The 26,984-nt window shown below is 71.7% G+C and carries 21 protein-coding genes and 2 pseudogenes; 11 read left to right on the top strand and 12 right to left on the bottom strand.

Annotated elements, in window-relative coordinates; genetic code table 11:
- The first annotated feature begins 5 nt into the window (after window positions 1–5).
- Window positions 6–2,930, top strand: a complete 2,925-nt coding sequence (locus WBA97_RS11055) for a BTAD domain-containing putative transcriptional regulator (RefSeq protein ID WP_424230651.1) — start codon at window positions 6–8, stop codon at window positions 2,928–2,930.
- A gap of 47 nt (window positions 2,931–2,977) precedes the next feature.
- On the opposite strand, the gene WBA97_RS11050 is transcribed toward WBA97_RS11055, so the two are convergent.
- From WBA97_RS11050 to WBA97_RS11035, 4 genes are all read right to left on the bottom strand, one after another.
- Window positions 2,978–7,246 carry a S8 family serine peptidase gene (locus WBA97_RS11050; RefSeq protein ID WP_424230650.1) on the bottom strand — a complete coding sequence of 1,423 codons (4,269 nt, stop codon included), beginning with the start codon at window positions 7,244–7,246 and terminating at the stop codon, window positions 2,978–2,980.
- 107 nt (window positions 7,247–7,353) lie between these two features.
- Window positions 7,354–8,100, bottom strand: a complete 747-nt coding sequence (locus WBA97_RS11045; RefSeq protein ID WP_424230649.1) for a TerC family protein — start codon at window positions 8,098–8,100, stop codon at window positions 7,354–7,356.
- A gap of 108 nt (window positions 8,101–8,208) precedes the next feature.
- The gene (locus WBA97_RS11040) at window positions 8,209–8,514 is read right to left on the bottom strand and encodes a hypothetical protein (RefSeq protein ID WP_424230648.1); all 306 of its coding nucleotides are present in this window, start codon (window positions 8,512–8,514) and stop codon (window positions 8,209–8,211) included.
- 231 nt (window positions 8,515–8,745) lie between these two features.
- Window positions 8,746–9,969, bottom strand: coding sequence for a serpin family protein (locus WBA97_RS11035; RefSeq protein ID WP_424230647.1), 1,224 nt, complete (start codon window positions 9,967–9,969; stop codon window positions 8,746–8,748).
- Window positions 9,970–10,078: 109 nt separating this feature from the next.
- Between WBA97_RS11035 and WBA97_RS11030 the strand changes: the two genes are divergently transcribed.
- Window positions 10,079–11,041, top strand: coding sequence for a TIGR03885 family FMN-dependent LLM class oxidoreductase (locus tag WBA97_RS11030; protein WP_424230646.1), 963 nt, complete (start codon window positions 10,079–10,081; stop codon window positions 11,039–11,041).
- Complete coding sequence (locus WBA97_RS11025) at window positions 11,038–12,651, top strand: alpha-amylase family protein (RefSeq protein WP_424230645.1); 1,614 nt, start codon at window positions 11,038–11,040, stop codon at window positions 12,649–12,651. The genes WBA97_RS11030 and WBA97_RS11025 overlap by 4 nt, the downstream gene beginning before the upstream one ends.
- A 248-nt stretch (window positions 12,652–12,899) precedes the next feature.
- Here the strand turns inward: WBA97_RS11025 and WBA97_RS11020 are convergent, their stop codons facing one another.
- The 3 genes from WBA97_RS11020 to WBA97_RS11010 form a co-directional block, all read right to left on the bottom strand.
- Complete coding sequence (locus tag WBA97_RS11020) at window positions 12,900–14,105, bottom strand: PrsW family intramembrane metalloprotease (protein WP_424230644.1); 1,206 nt, start codon at window positions 14,103–14,105, stop codon at window positions 12,900–12,902.
- The gene (locus WBA97_RS11015; RefSeq protein WP_424230643.1) at window positions 14,102–14,701 is read right to left on the bottom strand and encodes a hypothetical protein; all 600 of its coding nucleotides are present in this window, start codon (window positions 14,699–14,701) and stop codon (window positions 14,102–14,104) included. Before WBA97_RS11015 ends, WBA97_RS11020 begins: the two co-directional genes overlap by 4 nt.
- Window positions 14,702–14,855: 154 nt before the next feature.
- Window positions 14,856–15,617, bottom strand: coding sequence for an alpha/beta fold hydrolase (locus WBA97_RS11010; protein WP_424230642.1), 762 nt, complete (start codon window positions 15,615–15,617; stop codon window positions 14,856–14,858).
- Window positions 15,618–15,693: 76 nt separating this feature from the next.
- Here WBA97_RS11010 and WBA97_RS11005 point away from each other — a divergent pair, with 76 nt between their 5' ends.
- The 8 genes from WBA97_RS11005 to WBA97_RS10970 all read left to right on the top strand — a co-directional run bounded on the left by WBA97_RS11005 (window position 15,694) and on the right by WBA97_RS10970 (window position 23,223).
- Window positions 15,694–16,320, top strand: a complete 627-nt coding sequence (locus WBA97_RS11005; protein ID WP_424230641.1) for a CG0192-related protein — start codon at window positions 15,694–15,696, stop codon at window positions 16,318–16,320.
- 88 nt (window positions 16,321–16,408) lie between these two features.
- A complete protein-coding gene (locus tag WBA97_RS11000; RefSeq protein WP_424230640.1) occupies window positions 16,409–17,317 on the top strand; it encodes a M23 family metallopeptidase in 909 nt (302 codons plus the stop codon).
- A gap of 85 nt (window positions 17,318–17,402) precedes the next feature.
- A complete protein-coding gene (locus WBA97_RS10995; protein WP_424230639.1) occupies window positions 17,403–18,545 on the top strand; it encodes a sensor histidine kinase in 1,143 nt (380 codons plus the stop codon).
- A complete protein-coding gene (locus WBA97_RS10990; RefSeq protein WP_424230638.1) occupies window positions 18,538–19,635 on the top strand; it encodes a hypothetical protein in 1,098 nt (365 codons plus the stop codon). The genes WBA97_RS10995 and WBA97_RS10990 overlap by 8 nt, the downstream gene beginning before the upstream one ends.
- Window positions 19,620–20,267, top strand: coding sequence for a response regulator (locus WBA97_RS10985; RefSeq protein WP_424230637.1), 648 nt, complete (start codon window positions 19,620–19,622; stop codon window positions 20,265–20,267). Before WBA97_RS10990 ends, WBA97_RS10985 begins: the two co-directional genes overlap by 16 nt.
- Window positions 20,268–20,539: 272 nt before the next feature.
- A complete protein-coding gene (locus tag WBA97_RS10980; protein WP_424230636.1) occupies window positions 20,540–21,112 on the top strand; it encodes an LppU/SCO3897 family protein in 573 nt (190 codons plus the stop codon).
- Between the two features lie 137 nt (window positions 21,113–21,249).
- Window positions 21,250–22,905 carry a carboxylesterase/lipase family protein gene (locus WBA97_RS10975; RefSeq protein WP_424230635.1) on the top strand — a complete coding sequence of 552 codons (1,656 nt, stop codon included), beginning with the start codon at window positions 21,250–21,252 and terminating at the stop codon, window positions 22,903–22,905.
- A 48-nt stretch (window positions 22,906–22,953) separates the two neighbouring features.
- On the top strand, window positions 22,954–23,223 hold the full coding sequence (locus tag WBA97_RS10970; RefSeq protein ID WP_424230634.1) for a hypothetical protein: 270 nt from the start codon (window positions 22,954–22,956) through the stop codon (window positions 23,221–23,223).
- An 8-nt stretch (window positions 23,224–23,231) separates the two neighbouring features.
- Here the strand turns inward: WBA97_RS10970 and WBA97_RS10965 are convergent, their stop codons facing one another.
- The 5 genes and pseudogenes from WBA97_RS10965 to WBA97_RS10945 all read right to left on the bottom strand — a co-directional run.
- On the bottom strand, window positions 23,232–23,600 hold the full coding sequence (locus WBA97_RS10965) for a hypothetical protein (RefSeq protein ID WP_424230659.1): 369 nt from the start codon (window positions 23,598–23,600) through the stop codon (window positions 23,232–23,234).
- Window positions 23,600–23,776 (bottom strand): annotated as a pseudogene (locus WBA97_RS10960) (DUF6879 family protein); the annotation flags it as partial. The gene WBA97_RS10965 and the pseudogene WBA97_RS10960, both read right to left, overlap by 1 nt.
- Before the next feature lie 29 nt (window positions 23,777–23,805).
- Window positions 23,806–24,732, bottom strand: coding sequence for a GDSL-type esterase/lipase family protein (locus WBA97_RS10955; protein WP_424230633.1), 927 nt, complete (start codon window positions 24,730–24,732; stop codon window positions 23,806–23,808).
- 249 nt (window positions 24,733–24,981) lie between these two features.
- Window positions 24,982–26,709, bottom strand: a complete 1,728-nt coding sequence (gene selB / locus WBA97_RS10950) for a selenocysteine-specific translation elongation factor (RefSeq protein ID WP_424230632.1) — start codon at window positions 26,707–26,709, stop codon at window positions 24,982–24,984.
- Window positions 26,697–26,984: pseudogene (locus WBA97_RS10945) on the bottom strand (L-seryl-tRNA(Sec) selenium transferase); the annotation flags it as partial. The pseudogene WBA97_RS10945 and the gene selB, both read right to left, overlap by 13 nt.

The raw sequence follows: 26,984 nt of genomic DNA, 5'->3' as shown, positions 1-26,984 counted from the left end.
GTCCGGTGCGGCTGCATGCTGCCGGGCACACCAGCACGGTCGGCGAGCCGCGCCAGCAGGCGGTGCTCGCGGTACTGCTGCTCGAACCCGGGCACACCGTCGCCATCGACACGCTCGTGGACCGGGTCTGGGGCGAGTTCCCGCCTCGGCAGGCCCGCCGGTCGCTGCAGGCCCACATCGCCCGCATCCGCCGGGTGCTGGAGGACGCCGAACCGGGCGGTGCGCGGCTGACGCGCGACGCGGGTGGCTACCGGCTGGACATCCGGCCCGACCAGGTCGACGTGTTCCGCTTCCGCAGCACACTGCACGAGGGCGCCGACCGCGTGGCACTGCGGGCCGGCCTCGACCTCTGGGACGGCGAGCCGCTCGCCGGGCTGCGCGGCGACTGGGTCGAGCGCATCCGCCGCACACTGCGCCAGGAGCACGTGTCGGCGGTCGTGGCGTGGGCGGCGGCCGAGATCGACGCTGGCGACGCGGCCGCGACGATCACCCGGCTGACCGACGTGGCCGACGAGCACCCGCTGGACGAGACGGTCGCCGCGACGCTGGTCCGCGCGCTGTACACCGTTGGCCGCGGTGCCGACGCCCTCGCCTGCTATGACCGGATCCGCAGGGCGCTGCGGGACGAGCTGGGCGCCGACCCCGGTCCCGCGCTGTCCTCGATGCACGAGGCGGTGCTGCGCCACGACCTTCCGTCACCCGCGCGGCCACCCCCGCCCGTGCCCGCCCAACTGCCCGCCGACGTGACCGCGTTCACCGGACGGGCGGGCGAGCTGGACGAGCTGGCGCGGGTCGCCTCCGCCGCGGGCCGCGAACCCGTGGTCGTCTGCCTGACCGGCACGGCCGGGGCGGGCAAGACGGCGACCGCGGTGCACTGGGGCCACCGGGTCCGCGACCGCTTCCCCGACGGGCAGCTGTACCTGGACCTGCGCGGGTACGACCCGGAGCAGCCGGTGCCGCCCGAGGACGCGCTGGCCGCGTTCCTGACCGCCCTGCTGCCGTCTGGCACGGAGATCCCGCTCGGGGAGGCCGAACGCGCGGCCCGCTTCCGCACGGAGGTCACCGGCAGGCGGATGCTCGTCGTGCTCGACAACGCGGCCACCGTCGACCAGGTCCGCCCGCTGCTGCCTGGCACGCCCACCTGTGTCGTGGTGGTGACCAGCCGCGACTCGCTCGGCGGGCTCGTGGCACTGCACGGCGCGCACCGCGTCGCCGTCGGCCAGCTGCCCGGCGCGGACGCCGTCGCACTGCTGCGCAGGCTGGCCGGGGAGCGGGTGGATGCCGAGCCGGAGGCGGCGGCCGCGCTGGCCGACCGGTGCGTGCGGCTGCCGCTCACCCTGCGCCTGGCGGCCGAGCTGGCCGTGTCCCGGCCCGCCACGCCGTTGTCCCGGCTGGTCGACGAGCTCCGCGCGGACCAGCGCACCCTGGACCTGCTCAGCGGCGGCGACGACCAGCGGGCCGCGGTGCGGTCGGTGTTCTCCTGGTCGTTGCGGCAGCTGAGCGCCGACGCCACCCGCGCGTTCACCGCGCTCGGCCGCCACCCCGCGCCGACGTTCGACGCCTACGTGCTCGCCGCGCTCGCCGACTGCCCGCTCGACCGTGCGAGGACCGTGCTGGACTCCCTGGTCCGCGCGCACCTGGTCCAGCCGGCCGGCTCGGACCGGTACGGCATGCACGACCTGCTCAAGGCGTACGCGGCGGAGAGCGGGGAGGCGGGTGACGCCCACGCGGCACTCGACCGGGTCTACGGCTACTACCTCGCCACCGTCGCGGCCGCGATGGACCTGCTCTACCCCGGCGAGGCGCACCGCAGGCCGAGGGTCGGCACCGCGGCAGGCCCGGTGCCGGAGCTGGCGGGCACCGACGACGCGCGGGACTGGCTGGACGCCGAGCTGCCGACCCTGGAGGTGCTGGCCGCGGGCGCGGCGGCGCACGGCAGGCCGGAGCACGCCGTCGTCCTGTCCGCGTTGCTGTTCCGCCACCTCGACGGCATCCACGACACGGTGGCACTGGCGATCCACGGGCACGGCAGGGCGGCCGCCAGGGCGACCGGCGACCGCGCCGCCGAGGCCAACGCGCTCAACGCGCTCGGCGGGGCACACCTGCAGGCGGGCCGGAGCGAGGCCGCGATGGCGGACATGTGGGCGGCGTTCGAGTTGTTCGGCGAGCTCGGGGACCTGCTCGGCCAGGCGCGGGCGCTGTGCAACGTCGGCATGGTCGAGGAGCGCGCGGGCCGGTACCGGGTCGCGGGCCGCGTCTTCGCCAGAGCGGTGGCCAGGTGCGAGGAGGCAGGGGACGTGTACGTCCAGGCGCACGTGCTGACCCGGCTGGGCACCACGGAGGCGCGGGTCGGCGACGTCGATGCGGGTCGGGAACACCTGCGGCACGCGCTCGACCTGCACCGCCGCGCCGGGCACCGCTTCGGTGAGGCGTGGTCGATGGTCGGACTGGGGGAGATCGCGGCCGAGGAGGGCCGGTTCGCCGACGCCGTGGACCTGCACACCGAGGCGGCCGACCTGTTCGGGGTGCTCGGGCACCGGGACAGCGAGGCGTGGGCGGTCGACGGCGTCGGCCGGGCGGAGACCCTCCTTGGCAGGCCGGCCGACGCGGTCCGCCACCACCAGCTGGCGCTGGATCTGTTCCACCGGCACGGCGACCGCGACGGCGAGACGTGGTCGCGGAACGGGCTCGGCGAGGCGCACCACGCGGCGGGCAACGCGGCCGCCGCGCGGGCGAACCATGCCGAGGCACTGACACTGGCCACCCGGACGGGCGCCCTGGAACAGGAGGCCCGCGCACACCGTGGACTGGCCCGCACGGGAAGCGGGGACTCCGCGCGCCACCACCTCGACCGCGCGGTCGCGATCTACGACGGGCTCGGTCTGCCCGACGCCGGCCGGCTCCGCGCGGAGCCGGCCGGGCCGGGCTGAGGGAGGTCCGGTCCCCCGGCGGAGCGGCCGGGGGACCGGACGTTGCTCTACCGGACGCCTACCGGTTCCGCCACCAGCAGTTCGTCGGCGTTGGTGACGGAGACACCGGTGCCGGTGAACGTGTCGGTGACGTCGTAGCTCCCGGTCGTGCGGAGCAGCAGCGACATCCGCCACGTCTCCGCCGACCCGGCGGCGAGGGCCGCGTCCGCGACCACGGTGCCGGTCAGCGCGTCGCCGTCACGGGTGAGCGCCACCCGCTGCCACGTGCTGCCGACCCGCAGGCGCAGGACCACGTCCTTGGGCGCCAGTGCGTGGTCGGCGGCGATCCGCACCGTCCACGACATCGGCCCGGTGTCCGCGGTGCCGCCGTTGACCGCGCTGACGTCGTACTGGGTGTGCGCACCCGGCACGAACGTGCCCCGCGTGTCCGTCACGGCCACCTCGGCCACCGGCTCCGGCCCGACCCGCAGGGTCGCCTCCCCGGTGAGGTCACCGGAGTAGCCGCCGGTGTCCACGTCCAGCGCCAGCCGGTACGCCCCGTCCGGGGTGCCCGGCGCGAGCGTGAACGTGAACGGCCGCGCGTTCCAGTTGACCGCGCCCGCCCGCACCGGGGTGCCGTCGGGTGCGAACAACCGCAGTACGGGCTTGAGCTCGTTCGGCACCGCGGCCCGGACCAGGCCCTCGACGTCCTCGAGCGCGGCCCGCTCCGGCAGCGCCAGGAACGGCCGCACGTCGGAGGCCATGATCGTCGCGAACGGCACGCCGTGCGCGTCGGTCACCGACCAGTCCACGGTGGCCTGACCGTCCGCGCCGGCCACGACGTCACCGACCGAGACCTCGGCCGGGCCGCCGAAGGCGAACGACACGTCGTACGGGTCGATCCAGTCGAGCCCGCCGACCACCGTGCTCGGCAGGAACCAGTCCTGTTCGAGGTGCTGCACCGAGTGCACGGTGACCGCCTCGTACCGGTCCAGTGTCGCCACCAGAGTGCCCGGCTCGTAGCGGTAACCCTGCGGCGCGGTGCCGGACGGGCGCAGGAACACCGAGCCGGTGTGCCGCGCGTCTGCGGCAGCCAGCTCGATGTTCGCCCGCACCGCGAAGTCCTCGCCGACCGACGCCCTGGCGCCGCTCGCGAGCACGCGCGGCGCGAACGAGATCGTCTCGTCGTCGATCACGGTGATCTCCCGGTGCAGCAGATAGGCGTCGCCGCCATCCGCCTGCGTCGGCTTGCGCACCACGAGGGTGTACCGGCCGACCGGGGCCGGGATCTCGAACGACAGCTTGCCCGCCGCGTCGGTCGTCCCGAGCGGACGGACCTGGCCGCCGGTGACCAGCTCCACGGTCGCCCCGCCGAGCGCGCCGACCGCGGCGGCCCCCGGTGCGTCCACTGTGGACGCGACGAGGTCGACGCGGGGTGCGCGCACCCGGAACGAGCCGGTCAGGTACTCGACCTGCACCGCGAACGTGCCGAGCGTGTCGGGGTCGACGGTCCACGTGACGGTCTTCGACTGCCCGGCCGAGAGCTGCACCGGGGTACTCGCCTCGACCGCGCCGCCGACTTTCAGCTCCGCGTTGTACGTGCCCGCGGTCTTGCCGACGTTCTTGACCTGAGCCGTCACCGTGACGTTCTCGCTCGCCTTCACCACGCCGGGCGACACGCGCAGATCGGAGAGCGCGTAGTACGGCTGGTTCGGGTCGGGTGCGGGGGAGGCCCACGCGATCGAGTTCATGAACAGCTCGGTCGCCTCGGGTGTCCAGTCCGCCGGGCCCCGGGACGCCGACACACCGTGCAGCGACAGCAGCACGTGCCGGTTGGTGGCCCGCTGGTCGACGCCGATGCCGCCGCCGAGCACGCCGTCCGCGGTGCGCCCGAAGCCTGCGATGGTCTGCCTGCCCTCACCCTCGTAACCGGTGAACCACGCCGCCCACTTGGGGTTGGTGCTGGTGTCGATCGGGATCCGGTCGCCGACCGCGTAACCCGCGAGCAGCGGGTGTTCCTCGGTGACCTCGTAGTACGCCTCCGCTGAACCGCTGCCGCCGGTGTTGGAGCCGGTCGCCGCCGGCTGTCCGGTGTGGACGGACAGCTGCCGGATGCCGTTGCCGGTGGTGTAGGCGTGGTCGGTGAAGATCACACCGGCGCCACTCGCGTCGGTGGCGTCCAGGAAGGCCTGGAATCTCGCCTGGTTGTAGTTCGAGGTGAGCGTGCCGTAGCCGAGGACCACGGTGGCGTGCCGCGCGGCCTGGTCGAGCTGGTCCCAGTTGTAGATGGCGGTCTCGATGCCGCGTGGGGCGAACACCACGTCGCGGTACTCGCCCGCGCGGGTGGCGGAGCTGTCCACGATGGCCACCGACCTGGGCGGTGCCCCGAACGTGAAGTCCGCCGTGGCCGCCTGACCCTCGGTCACCGTCACCTCGGTCTCGGCGGGCGCGCGGAACACCGGGTGCGTCGCCGCGACCCGGTAGGTGCCCGCTGGCACGCCGGTGATCGTGTAGGTGCCGTCCGCGCCGGACGTCGCCGTCAGGTCGGCGGGCACGCCGAGCACCTTCACCGCGACACCGGGCAGCCCGGTGCCGGACACGTCGAGCGTGGCCTTGCCGGTGACCTGTCCGCTCGGGAGCGCGGTGAGGCCGACATCGACCGTGGCGAAGGAGTCCGCGACGACCGTGACCTGCGCCGTGGCCGTCTCGTAGCCGAACGCCCCGGTGGTGACGGTGTAGTCACCCGGCTCGAGCCGGGCACCGAACGTGCCGTCCGCACCGGTGGTCACGCCGCGGCCGCCCGGTTCGATCGTCGCGGTCGCGCCGGAGACGGGCGCACCCGTCGCGGCATCGGTGACCGTGCCCTGCACGCCGGAGTCCAGCGCGACGAACCGCACCGCCTCGTAGGCGTTGATCCGGCCCCGGCCGAACCGGGTGTCCGGCGGGGCGGCGGCGTACCGGTCGTCCCAGAACGCCGTGTCCGCCAGCACGTCCAGCACCTCCGTCACCGGCAGGCCGCCGGCCGCGGACAGCATCAGCGCGACGGTGCCCGCGGTGTGCGGGGTGGCCATCGAGGTGCCGGACAGAGTCCGGTAGCCGCCACCGGGCGAGGCCGAGTACACGTCGACGCCAGGCGCGGAGATGTCCGGCTTCACCCAGCTCTCCGGCCAGTCGGCTGGCGGGTCGGACCACTGGTTCTTACGCACGACACCGCCGCAGGAGAACGACGCGACGTTGTCGGTGGTGTCGGTGGCACCGACGGCGACGGCCTCGAGGACGTTGCCGGGGCTGGCCGTGCCGATCGTGCCGCAGTTGTTGCCGATGGCGAAGGCCGGGAACGAGCCGAGCGCGCGGATGGCCCGCGTCGGCTGGATCATCTCCTGGTGGAAACCGTTGCCGCCCAGCGACATGCTCACCACGTCGGCGGGCCGCCCGGCCGGGTTGCCCGCCGCGTCGGTCGGCGCGACGGCCCACTGCATGCCCGCGGCGACCTGTGCGAACGAGCCGCTGCCGCCGGGGATCACGAGGCCGTGCATCAACTCGGCGCCGGGTGCGACGCCGATCGCGGTGCCGGAGGTCTCGCCGCCGTGGATCGTGCCGGACACGTGGGTGCCGTGGTAGGCGGAGTCGTGTGGCGCCGAGGTGACGAGACCGCCGGTGGAGTTGAACTCCATCCAGCCGCCGGGGTGGTTGGGGTCGCTCGCGTCGTCGGTGACCATCTTGCCCGCGAGATCGGGGTGCGAGATGTCCACGCCGGTGTCGAGCGTGGCGACGCGAACGCCGCTGCCGTCGACACCCAGCTCCTGCCAGACCCGGGCGGCCTCGATCTTCTGCAGGCCCCAGGTGAGCTCGGCGGCGGGGGTGAGGTCCGCGGTGCTCGGGGCCGGTTCCGGAGCGGTGAGCTCGAAGTTCGGGATGAGGCGCGCGACGCCGGGCACGGCGGCGAGCGAGTTGAGGGTTCCGGTGTCGGCGGGGAACTCGACCAGCAGCATGTTGGTGAGCCAGAAGCGGTTCACCACTGTCGCGGTCTCACCGATGGCGGCGGTGACCTCCGCCTGGGTGTCGGCGGCGTGGTCGCGCAGTGTCGCGAGGACCGCGTCGCGGTCGCCGGACAGCTCGGCGTTCGGCAGCATCACGAGCGCCTGTACTGGCTCACCTTCTGCGGCCGCCTGGACCTCGGCGACGAGCTCTGGTGCGATGGTCGCGGGGGTGATGTCCTGGGGTTGGTGGGACGGGCTGAGCGCGGCGAACAACCCGACGGCCGTCGCGACGGCCAGCCAGGGTCTCGCCTGACCTCTCAGCCGGTGGTTGGGTCTCCGCAGGGGGAAGTGGGGCACGGAAGCCTCCTCGAGTGCGAGATTTTCGCTACTACGAGAATGGTGGAAATTGACCCACGGTCAATGCGCCGCACGGGTCCACACCGGGGGCCGAATGCCGCGCCCGATCAGTCCTTTTTGACGTATGTGGGGTGCAAGTGGACCGGTTGCTTCGTCCGCTTGGCCCTGACCCGGAGGTTCAGGAACTCGACGAAGATCGAGAACGCGATCGGACCATAGACGTAGCCCTTCGGGATGTGCTGGTCGAACCCTTCCGCGATCAGGCTGCCGCCGATCAGGAGGAGGAAGGACAGCGCGAGCATCTTCACCGTGGGGTGGTTGTTGACGAACTCGCTGATCGGCTTCGCGGAGAACAACATGATCACCATGGCGACGACGACCGCCGCGACCATGATCGCCAGCTCCTCGACCATGCCCACCGCGGTGATCACCGAGTCGAGCGAGAACACGATGTCGAGCACCAGGATCTGGGCGATGACCCCCGCGAACGAGGCGGCCTTGCGCTCGGTGCCGTGGTCGGCGCCCTCGAGCTGCTCGTGGATCTCGTAGGTGGCCTTGCCGAGCAGGAACAGCCCGCCGAGCAACAGGATCAGGTCCCGGCCGGAGATCTCCTGGCCGAACATCGTGAACAGCGGCGCGGTCAGCCCGATCACCCACGACAGCGACGCGAGCAGCGCCAGCCGCGTGATCAGCGCGAGCGACAGGCCGACGACCCTGGCCCGCTGTTGCTGGTGCTCGGGCAACCGCCCGGCGAGGATCGAGATGAACACGATGTTGTCGATGCCGAGCACGACCTCGAGCAGCAGCAGCGTGCCGAAGGCGACCCACAGTTCCGGACTCGTCAGCCAATCCACGCGATCACTCTATATCACCCAATTGGGACAAAGTGGGCGGTTCGGTGAACTCGGCGGACTACCGCGGTCCTCGTCGAGCGTGAGCGCCCGCCCCTTGCCGTCGGCGGGTCAGACGGGATCGGTGAACGAGATCGGCTTGCCGGTGGCGTGGGCGTAGGCGATCTCCCTGCTCGTGGACTCGCCGATATACCCGCCTGGGTTGACGACCAGAACCCGGTCAGCCAGGTCGATCTTGCGCAGGTGGAGGGCGCCCAGCGCGGTCCTCTGCTCGTTGGTGATCAACTCGTCGGCTTCGCCTGGCGCGACGACGATGACACCTGCGAAGGTCAGATCACGGTTCGCCGCACGCATCTCGTCCACGAACCGGGTGGAGCCGCAGATGCAGACAATCTCAGGTCGATCGGGCACGGACATGAAGTCGTCCGCGTTCAGCGCGGCCGCACGGGGAGCGAGCGTACCGGCGACCGCGCCCGCAGCCGCCGGTACAACGAGTACGGGTCCTGGATGAAGTCCTCGTCCAAGCGCACGGGCGCCGTGGTGCCGGTCATGGTTCCCCCTCGTCCCGGTGACGTTCCCATCCCCACTCTGGCACGAACCGGCGACACGGGTGCGGCGTCCCTGAGGCTCTTCTCAGCCCGCTTCGGGTCAGACGGTGGGGTCGGCGATCCTGCCGAGGAGCAGGGGCGCGCCGGTCGTCGTGTCGGTGATGACGAAGAGGAAGGGCCGGTCGACGGTGACCATGTGCCCCCACCCGGAGATGGCCTGTTCGTCGATACCGGTCGCGGCGGCCGCCTCGGCGCCCTTCTCGTCGACCTGCACGAACGTGTTGTGCCGCACCGAATCGAGGTAAAGCGCGGCCTCGTCGGTGACGCCGCTGAAGTCGGCGCCATCGGAGAACGCGTCCGGCATCCCGGCGGCGATCAGCGTGTCGGTGAGGTCCAGGGTCGACCGGGTGGTGAACCGCGGCATGGCGAGTGTCACGGGCGCGGTCCGCACCTCCCCGAGCAGACCGGCGATTTCCTTGTCGCGCAAGGCATCGGCGGTGGCGGGCACGATCACGGTGAACGCCAGCTTGCCGCCACGGTAGGGCAGCGTCACCACCTGGTAGCCGGGACCTTCCGCATACCCCAGCATGACCTCCTGGGCCGGGTCGTTGTGCATCATCGGCACGGTCACCGTCGAGCCGTCGCCACGGGTGAAGGGTGCGTCCACGGTCTTCTCGGCGGGAAACTCCTGCGCCCACGGCGCCTTGAGGTGGACCGCGTTGGTCAGCACCAGCCTGCTGTCATGGTCGATCGAGCCGGGCGGGAACAGGTCGGTGATCTTGCCCGAGGTCTGGTCGGCGACGGTCTGGTTGATCCGCTCGCGGGCACCGTCCGCGTCGGCGGTGAAGTCGGCCTCGCCCAGGGGCGTGTCGAACCGGTCGCGCAACGTGTCGCGGTACGCGGGCTTGAGTGCCATGCCCTCCTGGACCCACGCCGTGTTGGACACCTTCAGGTCCGTCTGGTCGAAGGCGGGCAACCCGGGTTGCGCTCCGCCGGACAGGTGCAGGACCTTCCGCATCTGCGCCAAGGTCTCTCCCGCCGCGCCCGCGCCTGCCATCCGCAGTGCGATGGCAGCGCTCGTGGGGGACACCACGAGGTTGGTCTTGCCCGCGAGTGCTGGCGCGTTGAGCAGGTCGAGGCCGAACGCGTCGATGGCCGACACCAGCCCCGCCATGTCCGTGGACACCTGCCGGGCGACCGGCAGCGGCGATGGTGGCGGTGGCGGCGGCTGCTCGGCCTCGGGTTCGGCGCCACACGCGGCGACCACGACGACCAAACCGAGCGCCGCCAACCGTCTTCTGCCTGTTCTGCTGGTGATGGTCATGGCCGACAGACGGCACCGGTCACCGAATCGGTTGCTTCGCGCCGAGGTTTCGGCCCGGCCACCGGGGGAATGCCCCCAGCCGACCCCGTTGGCGAGTGAAAGGGCACTGATGGCCGTAGTCGGTTGGCACGCCTCGCACGAGCAGATCTCCCCGAGCAGGCTTCTCGAGGACGTCCGGTACGCGGAGGACGTGGGATTCGAGGCCGTCTGGTCGTCCGACCATTTCTCGCCGTGGAGCGTGCGGCAGGGAGAGTCGGGTTTCGCGTTCTCCTGGCTCGGCGCCGCGATGGCCACGACGGCCCTTCCGTTCGGCGTCGTCAACGCACCGGGGCAGCGCTACCACCCCGCGATCGTCGCGCAGGCCATGGCGACGCTGGCCGAGATGTTCCCTGGCAGGCTGTCCGTCGCGCTCGGCACCGGGGAGTTCTCCAACGAGCACATCACCGGGGAACGGTGGCCGGACAAGCAGGCCCGCAACGCCCGCCTTCGCGAGTGCGTCGACGTCATCCGCGCGCTACTCGCAGGCGACGAGGTCACCCATCACGGCCACGTGCACGTCGACCGGGCTCGCCTGTGGACGCTCCCGGAGCGGCCGCCCCGGCTGCTCGCGACCGCCGTCAGCGAGGCCACCGCGCGGTTGGCGGGGGAGTGGGCGGAAGGCCTGATCACGATCTGGCAGCCCGAGGACACCTTGCGCAAGCTCATCGACGGGTTCCGGGGCAACGGCGGCGAGGGGAAACCGCTCGCCCTGCAGGTGCACGTCAGCTGGGCGCCGGACGAGGAAGAGGCCCTGCGGATCGCGCACGAACAGTGGCGCACCAACGTGTTCGAGGCGCCGCTGTGCTGGGACATCGCCACCCCGGAGGAGTTCGACCTGGCCGCGAAGCACGTGCGGCCGGAGGACATGCACGGGGGCGTCCTGATCTCCCATGACCCCAAGCGTTTCGCCGGGTGGCTCCACGAGGCCATCGAGCTCGGCTTCGACGAGATCTACCTGCACCACGTCGGCCAGGAGCAGCGCGCGTTCCTCGACTGCTTCGGCGAGCACGTCCTCCCTGCGGTGCGCGCATGACCGGCAAGCGAACCGCCACCAGCGACCTGTGGTGGAAGAACGCCGTCATCTACTGCCTCGACGTGCAGACGTTCTTCGACACCAACGCCGACGGCTGCGGCGACTTCGTCGGACTCACCGAGCGCATCGACTACCTCGCAGGCCTCGGCGTGACCTGCCTGTGGCTGATGCCCTGCTACCCGTCGCCGGAGCGCGACGACGGCTACGACATCAGCGACTTCTTCTCCGTCGCCGAGAAGATGGGCACCCTTGGCGACTTCACAGAGATGCTGCGCACCGCCCAGGACCGGGGCCTCCGGGTGATCGTCGACCTCGTCGTCAACCACACCTCGCACCAGCACAAGTGGTTCCAGTCCGCGCGCAAGGGCAAGGACGCGCCGTTCCACGACTACTACGTCTGGGCCGACGAGAAGCCGAAGGGTGAGGAGCAGCTCGTCTTCCCCGGTGAGGAGCGGTCGAACTGGGCGTGGGACGAGGAGGCGGAGCGCTGGTACTTCCACCGGTTCTACTCCGAGCAACCCGACCTCAACACCGCGAACCCCGCGGTGCGCGACGAGATCGCGAAGATCGGCGGGTTCTGGCTCGCGCTCGGTGTGGTCGGTTACCGGATCGACGCCGTGCCGTTCCTGCTCGAGGAGGTCAGCGGACCGGAGGGTGAGCACAAGGACCCGCACTCGCTGCTGCGGGAGCTGAGCGCGTTCCTGACCAGGCGGCGGGGTGAGGCCGTGCTGCTCGGTGAGGTCAACCTCCCGTACGACAAGGCGACCGAGTTCTTCGGCACCTCGGGCGACGAGCTCAACATGATGTTCAACTTCCCGCTCAACCAGGCCATGTACCTGGCGCTGGCCCGTAAGGACGTCGCGCCGCTGGCCAAGACCCTGTCGTCGATGCCGGACATCCCGACCGAGTGCCAGTGGGCGAACTTCGTGCGCAACCACGACGAGCTGTCCCTCGACCAACTGTCCAAAAAGGAACGCGACGAGGTGTTCGCCGTGTTCGGGCCGGAGGAGTCGATGCAGGTCTACGGAAGGGGTCTGCGCCGCCGCCTGCCGTCGATGCTGGATCACGACGAGAACCGCGTCCGGCTCGTCTACTCGCTGATGTTCTCGATGCCGGGCACCCCGACCCTGTTCTACGGCGAGGAGATCGGCATGTCCGAGAACCTCGAGATCGAGGGCAGGCTGAGCGCGCGCTCCCCGATGCAGTGGTCGGCGGAGCCGCACGCGGGCTTCTCGAAGGCACCCGATGGCGCGCGCCTGTGCCGCCCGCTGCCCGAGGACCTCTCGGCGAACGTGGCCGATCAGCGCCGCGACCCGGATTCCCTGCTGAACTGGATGGAACGCCTGATCCGGCGACGCAGGGAGTGCCCAGAGTTCGGCTGGGGCACGCTGACCGTGCTGCACGCGGAGGGCCCGATCCTCGCGCACAGCTGCGAGTGGGACGGCAGCACCGTCGTCGCCGTGCACAACCTCGGCAGCCGGAAGGCGAGCCTGACGCTGTCCCTGGACTGCGCCAGGCTCGTGGACCTCCTCGGCGCCGACGATCACGACCCGAACGAGAAGCTCACCCTCGAAGCGTACGGCTACCGGTGGTTCCGCGTTACCAGCTGAGCACAGGCCGCACAGAACCCGCGAGTCCACGCTTCAGGACCCGCGAGTCCACGGTTCAGGACCCGCGAGTCCACGGTTCAGGACTGCCGAGTTGGGGTTTCGCGACGAGGGTGGTCGTGTCACGAAACCCCAACTCATGGGTTCCGAACCCCAGACTCGCGGGTTCCGAACCGTGGACTCGCGGGTTTTCAAGCGTGGACTGGCTTGTTGCGCTCCTTCATAACCAGGTCAGAACCTTGCGCATGGTGTCACAGAGGATCGTGCCGGTCGCTGGTCGCGGGTGACACCTCGCCGCGGGTCCCGGTCAGGGTGTCGAGCCGGGCACGTGCGCGGCGCACCGCGTACTCGTGATCGGCCAGTTCGGCACCCGCACCGTGGCGGCCGTGGCACATGACCAGGCGGACCTGTTGGCGTTGCAGGTCGCGGACCGCCCGCGCGGCCTTGCGGCCATGGTCCTTGCCCACCTGCTTGCGCACACGGCGACGTGCGCGCAGCGACGACAGACTCGCGCGTTCCTCCGTCGTGACGAGGTCGTCGGCCACGAAGTGCTCGGCGAGCACCGTCAGGTAGCCGCCCTCCTCCCGGCCGGCGAGCCGGTAGATCAGGTAGCCGACCACCGCGACCGGGATCGCCTTGACGAGGCTGCCCGCGAAGATCCCGAGGTCGTTGAACGCGGGGGAGTTCCAGAAGAAGTGCAGACCCCACGCGACCACGAAGGCGGCGACGGCGACGCCGAGCCGCCGGGCGAACGCCTGGTGCTTGCGCAGCAGGAGGTAGCCGACGCCGAACGCGGAGATCGACGTGTACATGGCGTGGCTCCAGATGCCGTCGAGGATGCCGCGCACACCGAACATGAGCAGTACCGGCTGCACCTCGTTGCCCGAGGGGAACGACGCCGCGGTGTTGATGGAGTAGGACAGGTCCTCCAGGACCTGGAACCCGAGCCCGACCGTCGCGCCGATGACCACCACGGACAGCACGGTCGGGAACTGGTTTCGCGCGACGAGGATCAACAGGATGACGCCGAGGATCTTCAGCGTCTCCTCCACCGTCGGACCCGCGAAGGCCGCACCCCAGTCCGCGCCGAACGCCGGGCCGCCCAGCTTCGCGGTGAGCGAGAAGATGGCCTGGTTGGCGGGGATCGCGAGGTAGGTCGCGCCGAGACCACCCCAGGCGAAGGCCATCGCGAATCCCAGCGGCGGGTGCTGCTCGAAGAAGTCCATCGACCGGAAGAACAGCACGACCGGGACCGTGTAGAGCGTCCAGAGCACGAGCCCGAGCAGCACGGCGGTCGGCACGACGCGGTAGCCCGTGAGCAGTTGGGTGATCTCGAAGAACAGACCGTTCGCGATGAAGAAGACCATCGTCCAGAAGGCCATCCGCCGCGGCTGGAAGAAACCGTCCACACCGACGGGTGCCAGCGGTCGCCCGGTCCGGGCCGCGGCGGTGCTCATGCGTCCGCCCCGTTCATCCGAATGCTGTCGATCATGGCGTCGACCTGGCCGGAGACCTGCTGGAAGGTCTCCGGCGGGCTGGACGCGTACACGACCACCGAGACGTCGGCCTGGTCGTCCACCGCCACCCACGCGCGCCCCTGGACCCCGGACCCCGCAAAGGCCAGCCGCGTCCCGGTCAGCCCGCCGTCGGTGTGGAACGACACGCCGTCCCCGATCAGGCGGAGCGATCCGTCGGCCAGGATGGTGCGACTGGTCCGTTCCACCAGCCCCGGCAACGGGTCGAACCACGTACCGGCCTCCACGGTGAAGGTGCCGCCTCGGCTCGCGACGGTCGCCTGACTGCCGGGTGTGGTGCGTTCGTCGAGCAGGAACCATCCGTCGGCGGGCACGAAGCTCACCCCGTTGCCCACCTCGACCGTGGTGCCCGGCTCGATGGGTTCCGCGCCGGAGGTGTTGTCGTCCCACACGATCAGTGCGCCGACCAGCACCAGGATCACCCCGATCACGATCAGCGAACCCGGCCAGGTCCGATACGGCTCTCGCCGAGGCAACCCGGGAAGCCCTCCGGCGACCGTTGTCTCATCGCCGACCATCTCGGCCTCCTCCAGCGGTGGGAGCCCGAACGGACGGGTTCAGACGACGGCAGTATGTGCACGTCCTGGCAACCTCACAACTCGGCAGACACCTGACCAACAGTGTGACCTCAGGGGACGTGACGGCACCAACGCCGGAGAGACGGACCAGGGGCTAGCCAACCTGCTTCAGGAAGCCGGTCAGCGCGTGCAGGAAGTCCGGTTCGCGGACCGCTCCGAGGTGGTCGCCCGGCACGACCTGGAGGGCCGCGCCCCGGATCGCGTCGGCGAGCACCTCCGGGCGGGTGGCCAGGTGGTCGTCGCGGCCGACGAGGACCAGGGCCGGGATCGCGATGGTGTCCAGCGGGATCGGGGTGGCGTGCAGCGCGGCGGCCTGTGCGGCGAGCGCGACCCGGTCACCGCCGACCGCGTCGACGAACGCGCGGAAGCCCATCCCGGCGGGGGAGAGCGACGCCGGGTCGTCGGCCAGCAGCGCGTCCCTGATCCCGTTCCTGCCGACCGCACGCGTGTCGACCCCGCCGAGCTCGACGACGGCCGACCCGACGCCGGCGGCCACCACGCTCCGGACCCGGCTGTCCCTGGTCGCGACGATCAGGGCGACGATCGCTCCCATCGAGTAACCCACCAGGTCATAGCCCGCCCGTTCGTCGAGCAGGTCGACCAGCGCCATGACGTCCTCCGCCATCCGAGACTCGCCGTAGCGCGCGGGGTCGTGCGGCTTCTCCGACTCGCCGTGGCCGCGCGCGTCGATCGCCACCACCCGCCTGCCCGCGTCGACCAGGGCCTCGACGATGCCGGGCAGCACCCAGTTGGTCCTGGTGTTCGCGATGAAACCGTGGTGCAGCACCACGAGGGGCCCCTCGCCCCAGCACGAGTAGGTCAGGGTGATTCCGTCACTGGCCTGGAACGTGGGCATGGGCGGCACAGTACTGCGCGTAACCCGCCCCGGGATCGGTGATCTCGCCGGTGCCCGGCTCCTTACGATGGGCGGCATGGCTGTGATCCACCGCGCCACGTTGCGCCCGAACAAGCTCGAACTGCTCGCCGCGTGGCTGCCGGGCCGGCCATGGTTCGCCGGGCCTGCCGGTGAGCCCGCGCGGGTGGCGGCCTACCGGTTCGACGACCCGGCGGGCGCGGTCGGCATCGAGACGTTGCTGGTGAGGGCCGGCGACGGGCCGGTCCACCAGGTGCCGCTCACGTATCGTGACGCGCCGCTGGCCGGTGCCGAGGACTGGCTGGTGGGCACCTGCGAGCATTCGGTGCTGGGTGCGCGCTGGGTCTACGACGGGACCGGCGACCCGGTCTACGCCGAGGCGCTGGCGGCCGCGGTCCTCGGCGGCACTGGCCAGGCCGAGGAGTTCACGCAGGTCGACGACCGGCTCGAGCGCAGGGCGCCGAGCATGGCCATCGCCAGTACCGCCGCCGGACACCAAGCGGTGCCCGCGATCGGCGCGGTCACGCGGGTGGCCGGGGACGACCCGGTGGTGATCGTGACGGACACCGTCGAGCTGACCGTGGCCCGCAGGCCGGGTGCCGCCATGAGCGGCGTGGTCCTGACCGGTACCTGGCCGGGCCAGGACACCCCGGTACCGCTGGCCTGCGCGACGGTCCGCCGCTGAGCAGCCGTTTGTACGTCTCTTGTACCGGGGTTCGCCACCATGCCCTGGACACCGGAGACGCGGCGAGACGAGGTATGCGATGACACCGATGGCACGCTCCAGGAAGTGGTTGTTCGCCGCGGCGGTCGCGGTGCTCACGGTCGCCGTGACCTCGGGTGCCTCGCAGGCGCAGGCCGCCGGGCCGGACGACGTGGGCGTCATGGCGGCGCACAAGAGCCCCTTCAACTGCGGCAAGACCTTCTACGCCAACAACTGGTCGCCGGGGCACAGCCCGTCGGGCTCGATCGACTGGCAGAGCTACGGAAGTGACGCGATCGGCGGCGAGACCGTCCGTGCGACGGCGGGTGGCACCGCCCGGTTCTACACGACGCTCGCGATGGCGGACGACATCGGCATCCTGGCCTACGGCAACTACGTCATCGTCACCCACGGCGACGGCACCAAGACCCGCTACGCGCACCTCGCCAGCATGGTCGGCAGCCCCGGTTCGTCGAAGTCGGTGAGCCAGGGCACCGCGATCGGCACGGTCGGCGGCACCGGTGGCGACTACGCGCCGCACCTGCACTACGAGCAGATCACCACCGGCGGCGCCATCGACACCAGCCCCACGGTCGAGGGCGTGACCGTCTCGCTGGGACAGAAGAAGGCCGTCAAGAGCACCAACAACTGCGGCGGCAACCCGTACTCGCCGGAAGAGGTCTGCGGCAGCGGCTTCAGCGTCATCGACCAGGCGGCGCTCACCGGCGGCCGCGTCTACCTGCTCTACAACTCCGGTAACTCCAACAACTGCGTCGTGACGCTCAAGTCCACGAGCCTCGGCGCCGCGTCGCCGGTGTCGGCGTTCCTCGAGCCGCAGAGCGGCAGCCGGACGACCGACTCGGGCAGCTTCGCCTACTACGCGGGCCCGGTGAAGAAGTCCGCGCCGGGCACCTGCGTGAAGTGGGGCGGTTCGGTCGGCAGCAGCACGTACACCAGCCCGTTCGAGCACTGCGGCTGAGTGCGGGAACGGCGCGCATCGAGGGTCGGAGACACGGAGGCGGATATCTGGTAATCCGGAGTGTCCACTTTGATAGTTTCTCCGCGTGTCCGGATCCGCTCCAGCCTGCCAGGTGTCGCCCGAGCGGGTGATCGGACCCTGCGAACGGCACCTCCGGGACGCGGTCGCGTGTTACGCGCCGCTGCTGCGCGCCGCGGTGACCGGGTTGTGCGGCGTGTTCGGAGCGGCAGGCCACCACCGTGTGGACCTGCCGCTCGTCGTCGCGATCCTGGTCGTGGCCACAGTCCTGCCGTGCGCGCAGAGCCGGTGGCACGACACCGCGCCGACGGCGTTCCTGGTCGCGAACGGGGTGGTCGCCGTCGTGGTCGGGCTGAGCCAGGTCTGGCTCGGCGCACAGCCCGTCGGTGGCTGGTTGTACGCCACGGTCTCCATCATGGCGGTGACCTGCTACCCGGAGTGGCCCGACCGGCCGGGAGCTGGACACGCGCTCGCGGGGCTGACGATCGCCGCCCACAGCGCGGGTTGTCTCCTCGCCGACGGCGCACTGCCGGCGGGCTTCTGGTCCCTGCTCGTGCAGGCGATGCTGTCCTTCGCGGGGCTCCTGCTGGTACGGCACGCCGCGCGGCTGTGCGACCAACTGGTCCGGCGGGCCGAGCGGCGGCGGATCGCCGCGGCGGCGGCGCGGGCCCAGCGGACCGCCGACCGGGCCTACCTGGCCATGCTGCACGACACCGCGAGCACCACGTTGCTCATGGTCTCCACCGACACGAGCGGCGACTTCGGCTGGCTGCCCGCCGCGGCGCGCCGCGACCTCGAGGTGCTGACCTCCCACACGCCGGTCACCGACCGGGACGTCGACCTGGCGAGCCTGCTCGGCACCCTCACCGGCTACCCGGGGCTCACCATCCGCGCGGACGTCCGTGGCCCGCTGACCGTGCCACCGAAGCAGGCGTACGCGATCTACCACGGGGTGCGCGAGGCGCTGAACAACGTGCACCGGCACGCGGGCGACCCCAGCCCCGCGCTCACCGGGCACGACCGCGACGGGCAGGTGGTGGTCCGGCTGTCGGACCGGGGGCGGGGGTTCGACCCGGATGGCGTCCCCCCGCACCGTCGCGGGCTGGCGGAGTCGATCCACGCCAGGATGACCGCCGCGGGCGGGGTCGCCGACGTGCGGTCCGCACCGGGGCACGGCACGACCGTCGAGTGGACGTGGTCACGTGGCTGACCCGGCACCGGGGAGGCTCGCCTACATCGAGCGCCGCCTGCTGGCCGCCACCACCGTGGTGCTGCTGACCGTCGCGCTCGTCGTCCAGGCAGGACTCAACGGCCACGTTCTCTTCACCGCCGCGAGTTCACGCACGGAATTGGTCGTGTACGGCGTCCTCGCCGTGCTCGGCGGCGGGTGCGCGATCGCCCTGTACGTGCGGGGCCGGATCCCGGGTCCGGTCAGGGTGGCCGGTCTCGCCGTGCTCGCCTGCTGTTCGGTGGCGGGGTCCGGGGTGTTGCCGTCGCAACCGGCGCTGCCGCCCGGCCACTGGTCGATCGGCCTGATCGGCTGGTACGGGCTCGTGCTGCTGTACGACCTCGCCATCGGCTGGGTGGTGGCGTTCCTCCTCACGCACGTCGCCGTGACCGGCTGGCCGGTGCTGGCCGACCTGTCGCCGACGGCCGCGTACGACATGGCCGTCGGGCTCGTCTCGGTTGGCGGCTTCCAGCTGGGGGTCGCGCTGAGTGCGCGGCTGGTGAGGTCCACCGCGGCGGGCGCGTTCCGGACGTCGCGGGCCGAGGAACGGCTGCGCATCCGCGAGGAGGAGGCGGCCGCCGCGGCGCGCAGCCACGAGCGGCGCTACGCCGACCTGCGCAGCACCACCATCCCGCTGCTCGCCGGCCTGGCCGACGGTGCGCTCGACCCCCGCGTGGAGACCGTGCGCCGCCGGTGCGCGGTCGAAGCGGCGAGGATGCGCAGGCTGCTCAACGACGGCCATGGCGCGACCGACCGCCTGGCACACGAGCTCGGCGCGATCATCGACGTGGCGGAGCGGCACGGCGCTTCGGTGCACCTGACCGTGCGCGGCACACCGGGTGAGCTGCCGGAGCACGTGCGCCGCGAGCTGCTCGCGCCGATCTCGGAGGCGCTCGTGACCGCACGGTCGCAGGCGCGGGTCACCGTGCTGCACGCACCGGACGGGGTCAGGGTGAGCGCGCGGTGCGCCGCCCCCGAACTGCCCATCACCCCGCCCGCGGGCGGAGTGGCGCTCGTCGAGTCCGTCACCGACGGACAGGTGTGGTTGGAGACATCATGGCGATCACAGTGACGGTGGTGGACGACCACCCGGCCATCCTCGCCGGTGTGCGCGCCTGGTACGCCGAGGCAGGCCGGTCGATCCAGGTGATCGCGGCGGGCACGTCGGTCGACGTGGCCTGGACCGCGCCCGGCGACCAGGCCGACGTCGTCGTCCTCGACCTGAACGTCGGTGCCGAGCGGATGCCCTACCAGCGCGCGGTGCGCAGGCTCGTCGACGTGGGGCGCAAGGTCATCGTCTACACCATGCAGGACAGCGAGGAGGTCGCGCTGACGTGCCTCGAGCTCGGCGTCTGCGCGTTCCTCACCAAGTCGGAGGGACACGAGCATCTGGTGGCCGCGACGATCGCCGCCGCGGAGAACCGCCCGTATCTGCCGCCCACCCTCGCGGGTGCCATCGCCGCGGACCGAGGGCCCGCGCAACCACGGTTGTCCGACCGGGAGCGCGAGGTGCTGACGCAGTGGTTCCAGTGCGAGTCGAAGCAGCTCGTCGCGGAGCGGATGCGGATCACGCCACGGACCGTCGACACCTACCTGGACCGGGTGCGGGTGAAGTACGCGAACGTCGGCCGTCCCGCACCGACGAAGGCGGCCCTGCTCGCCAGGGCGATCCAGGACGGCCTGGTCGGCCTCGACGACCTCTAGTGCCCCGTCCAGGCACGCTTCTCGACGGCCCCGCCGGCCGCGTTGCCGAAAGGCCCGAGTGCAACCCGGTACGAGGAGCTTCCGGCGCCTTGCCGCGAACACCGGGATCCGCCGATAACCACACCAGTCCACCTGGACGGGGCAGTAGCGCCGATTGAGGGCCGTTCACCCGACACCACCGCGCGGCCCTCGTTCCTAACATGACGGACACGTCGGCACCACCCGGGAAACGCCATGCCGGAACAGGAACACGAGAATACGAGCCTCATCGAATGACGAGCCCCACTCCGCCGCGGCCGGGAAACGACCTGTCGGCCGAGTTCGCCCCGAAGTCGATGACGATCATCGTCTGCGGGGTCCTGATCGCGATCTTCGGTGGCATCGCCGCGTTCATCGTCGTGAAGGTCCTCAACCCGCCACCGCCCGCCTACGGTGCCGGTGACTGCGTCAAGGTCGTCGACGGTGGCCGGTACGCCACCGAGGTGGAGAAGATCGACTGCGCTGAACGGGATGCCATCTACGAGGTCGGCCTTTACCTGGACGACCCGGCCGAGTCCTGCCCGGCCGAGTCCTATTCCTCGTACGAGCAGACCGGCGGGAAACAGCACAGGTACAAGCTCTGTCTCATGCTCAACGCCGCGCCGGGCGACTGCCTCCGTGTTCCCGCGATTGTCCTGGGGGAGGAGAAGAAGGTCGCCTGCACCAGTGACGAGGCGAACCGGAAGGTCACCAAGGTGATCGACGGCGCGGCCGACGACGCGGGCTGTGGTCCCGGCTCGGCCGAGGACGCCAGGGTCTACCCGGAACCGAGGCGGACGGTCTGCCTGGGGCCGGTCGCCGCCTGAGCAGCCGCCCGGCTCGTGGCCGGTGCGGGGGGCATCCGCACCGGCCACGTCTGCGGACTGGGCGGCCCATCGGTGAAATCGCCAGTCCTGGGCGGCAGGTGTTACGGAAGTCGTTGCCAGAAGCCAACAATGAGGCAATGACCTCTGCCTCAGACGCTTCGAGGACCCCTCCTTCCACCATCAGCCGGCGCGGCCTGCTCGCCACCGCGCCGCTGCTCGGCATCGGCGCCGCCGGGCTGCTCGGCGCTCCCGCCGCAACCGCGACCCCGGCGCTCGCCCCCGTCCGAGGCCGCGCCGACCTGGTCGAGACCTCGGCCGGCTGGGTGCGCGGCAGGCGCACCGCGGGCGTCAGCTCGTTTCTCGGCATCCCCTACGGCGGCCCGACCGGTGGCGCCAACCGGTTCCGGCGCCCGACCGCCCCCGCCGCGTGGTCGGGCATCCGGGACGCCGCCGCCTACGGGCACGTCGCTCCGCAGCCGATTCCCGGCGCCCGGCTGGACTACACCCGGCTGATCGGCTGGCTCGACCAGCCGGGCGGCCAGGACGAGGACTGCCTGGTGCTCAATGTGTGGACGCCAGGGCCGGGTGCCGCACGCAGGCCGGTGCTGGTCTCCTTCCACGGCGGCGGGTTCTCCTCCGGCTCTGGCAACCACCGCGGGTTCGACGGCGATCCGCTGGCCCGCTTCGGCGACGTCGTCGTGGTCACCGTCAACCACCGCCTCGGGCTGCTCGGGTTCCTGCACCTTGCCGACCTCGGCGCGCCGCAGGAGTGGGCGAGCGCGGGCGTCAACGGCATGCTCGACGCGGTCGCCGCGCTGCGCTGGGTCAACGAGAACATCGCGGGCTTCGGCGGCGATCCTGGCAACGTCACGGTGTTCGGCCAGTCCGGTGGCGGCGCGAAGACCTCCACGCTGCTCGCCATGCCGTCGGCCAACGGCCTGCTCCACCGCGCGGCCGTCCAAAGTGGATCGACGCTCACGCTCGCCACGCGGGAGAGTGGTACTCGCAACGCGAGCCGCCTGCTCGCCAGGCTCGGCCTGTCCACCAGGCGGATCACCGAACTGCGCGACGTGCCGGTGGAGATGCTGGTCTCGGCGCAGGCCGGACTGGAGGCGGCCACCCCGCCCGCGCAGTTCGCACCCGTCGTCGATGGGGTGGCCATCCCGCGCGACCCGTTCGCGCCGACCGCGCCGGAGGTGTCGAAGCACGTCCCGATGATCATCAGCGCGACCAGGGACGAGGCGACCGCCTTCGCAAGCGACCCCGACCTGACCGAGGCCGGGCTGCTCGTCGCCGCGCGAGTGATCGCCGGGGAGGCCAACGCGGCGCGGGTGATCGCCGAGTACCGGGGCGAGTACCCCGGCGCGTCACCGGCGCTGTTGCTGGCGAGGATGACCACCGACAGCGGTTTCCTCACCGCGGCGAGGACGCAGGCGGAACGCAAGGCCGCACTCGGCGGTGCGCCCGCGTACATGTACCTGTTCACGTGGGCATCGCCAGCGGACCCGGCACGCTGGGCTGCGACCCACGGCATCGACGTCGGGCTCGTCTTCCACAACGCCGACACCCCCATCACGGGCGACAACACGCCACGAGCGAGAAAACTGGCGGACGAGCTGGCCGGTGCCTGGGTGCGGTTCGCGACCACCGGCAACCCCAACGGGAACGGCCTGCCGGAATGGCCCGCCTACGAACCGGGGAACCGGAAAACGCTGGTACTCGGCGACACGACGGCAGTCGAGGCCGATCCGCTGCGCCGGTTCCGCCTGCTGTGGGAGGAACTGTCCGGCTGACGGACCCTCGCGCAAAAGATCCATCGGACAGGGTTAGCGTCCCGCACCGTGAGCGAGGACGTGTGGGGTCCGCTTCGGCGTCGGGTGGCGGTGTTCACCGCGGCGGGTGGACCGCTGTTCGCGGCCTACGCGATCATGCACAGCTCCACTCTGGAAGGGGTGGTCGTCGGCGTGCCGTTGATGGCCGCTGGCGGGTTCGCGCTCGGGGCGCTCGCCGCGGGGGCCAAGCGGCGAGCGGTCGAGCGGGTGTGGTTCGCGCTCGGGCTGGTGGGGTTCGGGATCGTTGCGTCGATCGTGTTCGCGGCGCTGGGGGCGTGATCGGGCGGTCAGCTTCCGGCGGTGGTGACGTGCCAGTTCGCGGCGTCGCGTTGTTGCTGCCAGAACTCGGCGAAGCGGCCGCCCGCGCTGCTGCGGGTGGCCTCGACCCGGCGGGCCGCGCGCAGCGCCTGCTGGGTGCGGGCGAACTCGACGATCCGCTCGGTCAGCGCGCTGTTGGCTGCCGCCGCGACGTGGTCGGCGCCCCGGGCGGTGCGCCCGGCCGCCCACAGGGCGCCCAGCAGCAGCGGCACACCGGCGAGCGCGGCCAGCCCGAGCGGCACCGACACGAACAGCAGGGCCACCGCGATCGCGGCGGGCGCACCGACCTGCCGGCTGCCATGTGCTCCCGCAGCGTTGAGCACCAGCCTTGGAGCCATGCCAAATCGTCAGGCTCCCCGGCGGCCCACTTCGCCATGTAGGGAAGCTCCACCGCTGTGCCGTACGCGTCACGCGTTTCCAGATGGATGGATTCTCGGTCAAATACGCGGAGGAGCCGGTCAAATTCGTCATCCGTTATCGATGCCACGATTGTCCTGCCTGAAAAATGGAGCATCCTGTCCGGGATCTCCAGTTCGAAGCCGGTCAGTAGCCCGCGGCCGTGAGGACCGCGGCGGCGATCGCCTCGTGGCCCTCGGGTGTCGGGTGGACGTCGGTGTGCTCGCAGAAGTACGTCAGTGCGCACACCTTCGCCACCGGTGCCGGGACCGGGCCGTACGCGGGGTCCTGGGTCGTCTCCGTGAGTGATGCGTAGGCGCCGGTCGCGTCGGTGACGTCGGCGAAAGCCGCGTCGATCTTCTCGTACTCGGTTTCGAGGACCGGGTTGAAGAAGTCGCGGAACAGCGGCACCGACTGGCGCGCGAGGTTCTGGCCGTCCGGGAACGCGGGGGACACCCACGCGCCGAGGAACACGTCCGGGTAGGTCAGGCCCACGATCGGGGCGTCACCGGCGGCCTCGCGCAGGTCGGGCAGGATGTCGGCCAGGTTGGCCTGGATGCTCGTCACGGCCTCGGTCGTGCAGGTCAGCACGTCCCGAGCCCGCGCGCACGGTGTGAGGTCGTTGCCGCCGATCACCACCGTCACCAGGCCCACCTTTCCCTGATGCTCGCGCAGCGCCTGCACGGCGGCGTCGAGCTGGGTGCGGTCGCCAAGGTCGGGTGCGCCGGGCGCGCGGTTGACGGAGGAGCAGCCGGTGTGCTCGCGCAGGCCCGCCGTCGTGGCGCCATTGCACCCGACGTTGATCAACCGCAGGCCCGACCGCTCGGCGACGAGGTAGGCGAAGCCGTCCTGGCTGGTGCCCGCCGGTGTGCCGCCGTCGGCGGGCCGGTAGCCGGTCGCGTACGAGTCACCCACCGAGACGTACACGCCGTCGGCGGGCGGCGCGCTGCCGGACGACTCGGCGGGCGTGGACGCCGGTGCCGAGGTCGGCGCGGGTCGTGCCTCGCCGCCGGTGCACGCGCAGAGGGCCAGCAGCAGCGCGAGGATCGGGGTGGTTCGCCGCAGTCGCGCCACGAGGCCTCTCTCCGCCGGGGAATGACCCCAGGGTACTCAAAGGGCGGCCGCGGCCCCCGAAATCCAGCGTTGACCGGACCACCGACAGAACCGGACGACCGGCCGAACAGAACCAGTGCCCCGGCCAGGTGGATCAGGTGGTTGTCGGCAAGGCGCCGAAAGGTCCTCGTACCGGGTTGTACTCGGGCCTTTCGGCAACGCGGGCGGCGGGGCCGTCGAGAATCGTGCCGTATCCGCCTGGACGGGGCACTAGCGCATGCGACGGGTGCCGTCGGTGTTCCGGCGGGTGACGCGGTCGGCGTCCAGACGCTCCAGCAACGGTACGGCGACCCGGCGGGTGGTGCCCAGTGCGCGGCGGGCGTCGCTCACGGTGAACGGTGGTGGCAGGGTCGCGAGGATCTCTGCCGCGCGTGCCAGTGCGTCGGCGGCGAGGACGACGGACCCGGCGAGCCGCACGAGCCGCCCGGCGCGTTCCGCCGCCGCCAGCTCGCGGGGCCCGAGTCCGAGCGCGGTCAGCACGGCCGCTTCCGGTGCGGCGAAAGGGGTTCCGGTCAGTTGCTGCGCCAGCTCGGTCACCGCCAGGTCGACCTCGGCGGGCAGGGTGGGCACCGATCCGGTGCGCCGGATGAGTCCGTTGTGGATGGTCAGGTCCGTGTCGGCGAGCGCGGCGTGCAGGACGTCGTCTGGCACGGGTGACGACTGGCGGAGCGTTGCAACGGGCATGCCTGCCGCGACCGGGTTCCCGGCCGACCATGCGGCGAACCGTTCCTCGATGTGGGCGGGCAGCCGCCGGTGCAGCTCCGGGTCGACCGACCAGTTATTCACCCGCACGCCCTGCGGAGTCCAGCCCAGCGCGCGTAGTTCGGCCACCGGCACGGCGCCGTGTCGTCGCAGGTGTGCCGACGCGACGCTGCCCGAGGTCAGCTCCTGCTCCCTGGCCCTCGCCGCGCCCCGGCCCTTCAACGACGGTGGGGCGGGGTCGAGAACCTCGACGCCGCAGGCGATCCGGTGCTCGCCGGGGTCGCGTAGCAGACCGGTGTCCCCGGCTCGCAACGGCAGCCCGGTGCGAAGTGTCAGCCGCGCGGTGTCTGTCCCCAGTGGACGAACACGGCACGGTACGGCCGCGGTTCCCAGATGCAGCACCAGTTCGCGGTGCGGTTCGTCGCCGCCGCGTACCAGTACGTCGACCTCTCGGGTGGTGCGCCAGGCATCCGGGGTCAGCAGCGCCTCGCCGCGGTGCGTGTCCTCGCGTTCGATGCCGCGCAGGTTCACCGCGACCCTCGCCACCCCGCGCACCACGTCGGTCTGGCTGCCCAGCGCCTGCAGCCCCCGGACGACGGCTCGCCGCCCGCGAAGCGCCAGTACGTCGCCGACCCGGACGGTGCCCGCGCCGAGCGTGCCGGTCACCACGGTGCCCGCGCCGCGGATGGTGAAGACGCGGTCGACCCACAGCCGCACGTCGGCGTCGCCGTCCGGGACCGGCAACCGGCCCGTCATGGCCAGGAGCTCCCCGCGCAGCTCGGTGAGGCCCGCGCCGGTGTGGCCGCTGACCGCGACCGAGCCGACCGCACCGAGGCTCGTCGCCCGGATCCGGGCCAGCGCGTCGGCGGTCGCCACCGCCGGGTCCGCGCGGTCGGACTTGGTGACGACCAGCAACCCGTGCCGAACCCCGAACGCGTCGAGCGCCGCCAGGTGCTCGGTGGACTGCGCCTGCCAGCCCTCGTCGGCGGCGACCACGAACATCGCGGCGGGCACCGGGCCGGCCCCGGCCAGCATGTTCGGCACGAACCGTTCGTGCCCGGGCACGTCGACGAACGCCAGCGCCGTGCCGTCGATCTCGGTCCAGGCGAAGCCGAGGTCGATCGTCAGGCCGCGCCGGCGTTCCTCGGCCAGCCGGTCGGGCTCCATCCCGGTCAGCGCGCGCACCAGCGTCGACTTGCCGTGGTCGACGTGTCCCGCGGTGGCTACGACGTGCACCGCGTCACCGCGTCGAGCACGACCCGGTCCTCGTCCGGTGCGACGGTGCGCAGGTCCAGCAGGCACCTGCCGCGTTCGACCCGGCCCACGACCGGCGGATCCCCGGCCCGCAGGCGATCCGCGTACTCCGGGGGCAGGCAGAGCGCGGCGCTCGGCAGCTCGACGCCCGGCGCACCGCCGCCGCCGACCACGGCGACCGAGTCGACGACGGTCGCGTCGATCCCGAGACCGGTCAGTTCCGCCGCGAGCCGCGCCGCCCGCGCGCGCACCTCGGC

It is taken from the genome of Actinophytocola sp., assembly GCF_049647105.1.
Lineage (GTDB): Bacteria > Actinomycetota > Actinomycetes > Mycobacteriales > Pseudonocardiaceae > Actinophytocola.
Note: the sequence above shows the minus strand (reverse complement) of the source record. Positions and strands in the feature narration are given on the sequence as shown.

Bases quoted from the DNA above. Each gene is read 5' to 3' on its own strand.
- WBA97_RS11010 (WP_424230642.1), bottom strand. From the start codon at position 15,617: ATGCCCACGTTCCAGGCCAGTGACGGAATCACCCTGACCTACTCGTGC.
- WBA97_RS11000 (WP_424230640.1), top strand. From the start codon at position 16,409: ATGGCACGCTCCAGGAAGTGGTTGTTCGCCGCGGCGGTCGCGGTGCTC.
- WBA97_RS11035 (WP_424230647.1), bottom strand. From the start codon at position 9,969: ATGACCATCACCAGCAGAACAGGCAGAAGACGGTTGGCGGCGCTCGGT.
- WBA97_RS11005 (WP_424230641.1), top strand. From the start codon at position 15,694: ATGGCTGTGATCCACCGCGCCACGTTGCGCCCGAACAAGCTCGAACTG.
- WBA97_RS11020 (WP_424230644.1), bottom strand. From the start codon at position 14,105: ATGAGCACCGCCGCGGCCCGGACCGGGCGACCGCTGGCACCCGTCGGT.
- WBA97_RS10965 (WP_424230659.1), bottom strand. From the start codon at position 23,600: ATGGCTCCAAGGCTGGTGCTCAACGCTGCGGGAGCACATGGCAGCCGG.
- WBA97_RS10980 (WP_424230636.1), top strand. From the start codon at position 20,540: ATGACGAGCCCCACTCCGCCGCGGCCGGGAAACGACCTGTCGGCCGAG.
- WBA97_RS11040 (WP_424230648.1), bottom strand. From the start codon at position 8,514: ATGTCCGTGCCCGATCGACCTGAGATTGTCTGCATCTGCGGCTCCACC.
- WBA97_RS10975 (WP_424230635.1), top strand. From the start codon at position 21,250: ATGACCTCTGCCTCAGACGCTTCGAGGACCCCTCCTTCCACCATCAGC.
- WBA97_RS11030 (WP_424230646.1), top strand. From the start codon at position 10,079: ATGGCCGTAGTCGGTTGGCACGCCTCGCACGAGCAGATCTCCCCGAGC.
- WBA97_RS11025 (WP_424230645.1), top strand. From the start codon at position 11,038: ATGACCGGCAAGCGAACCGCCACCAGCGACCTGTGGTGGAAGAACGCC.
- WBA97_RS11015 (WP_424230643.1), bottom strand. From the start codon at position 14,701: ATGGTCGGCGATGAGACAACGGTCGCCGGAGGGCTTCCCGGGTTGCCT.
- WBA97_RS10985 (WP_424230637.1), top strand. From the start codon at position 19,620: ATGGCGATCACAGTGACGGTGGTGGACGACCACCCGGCCATCCTCGCC.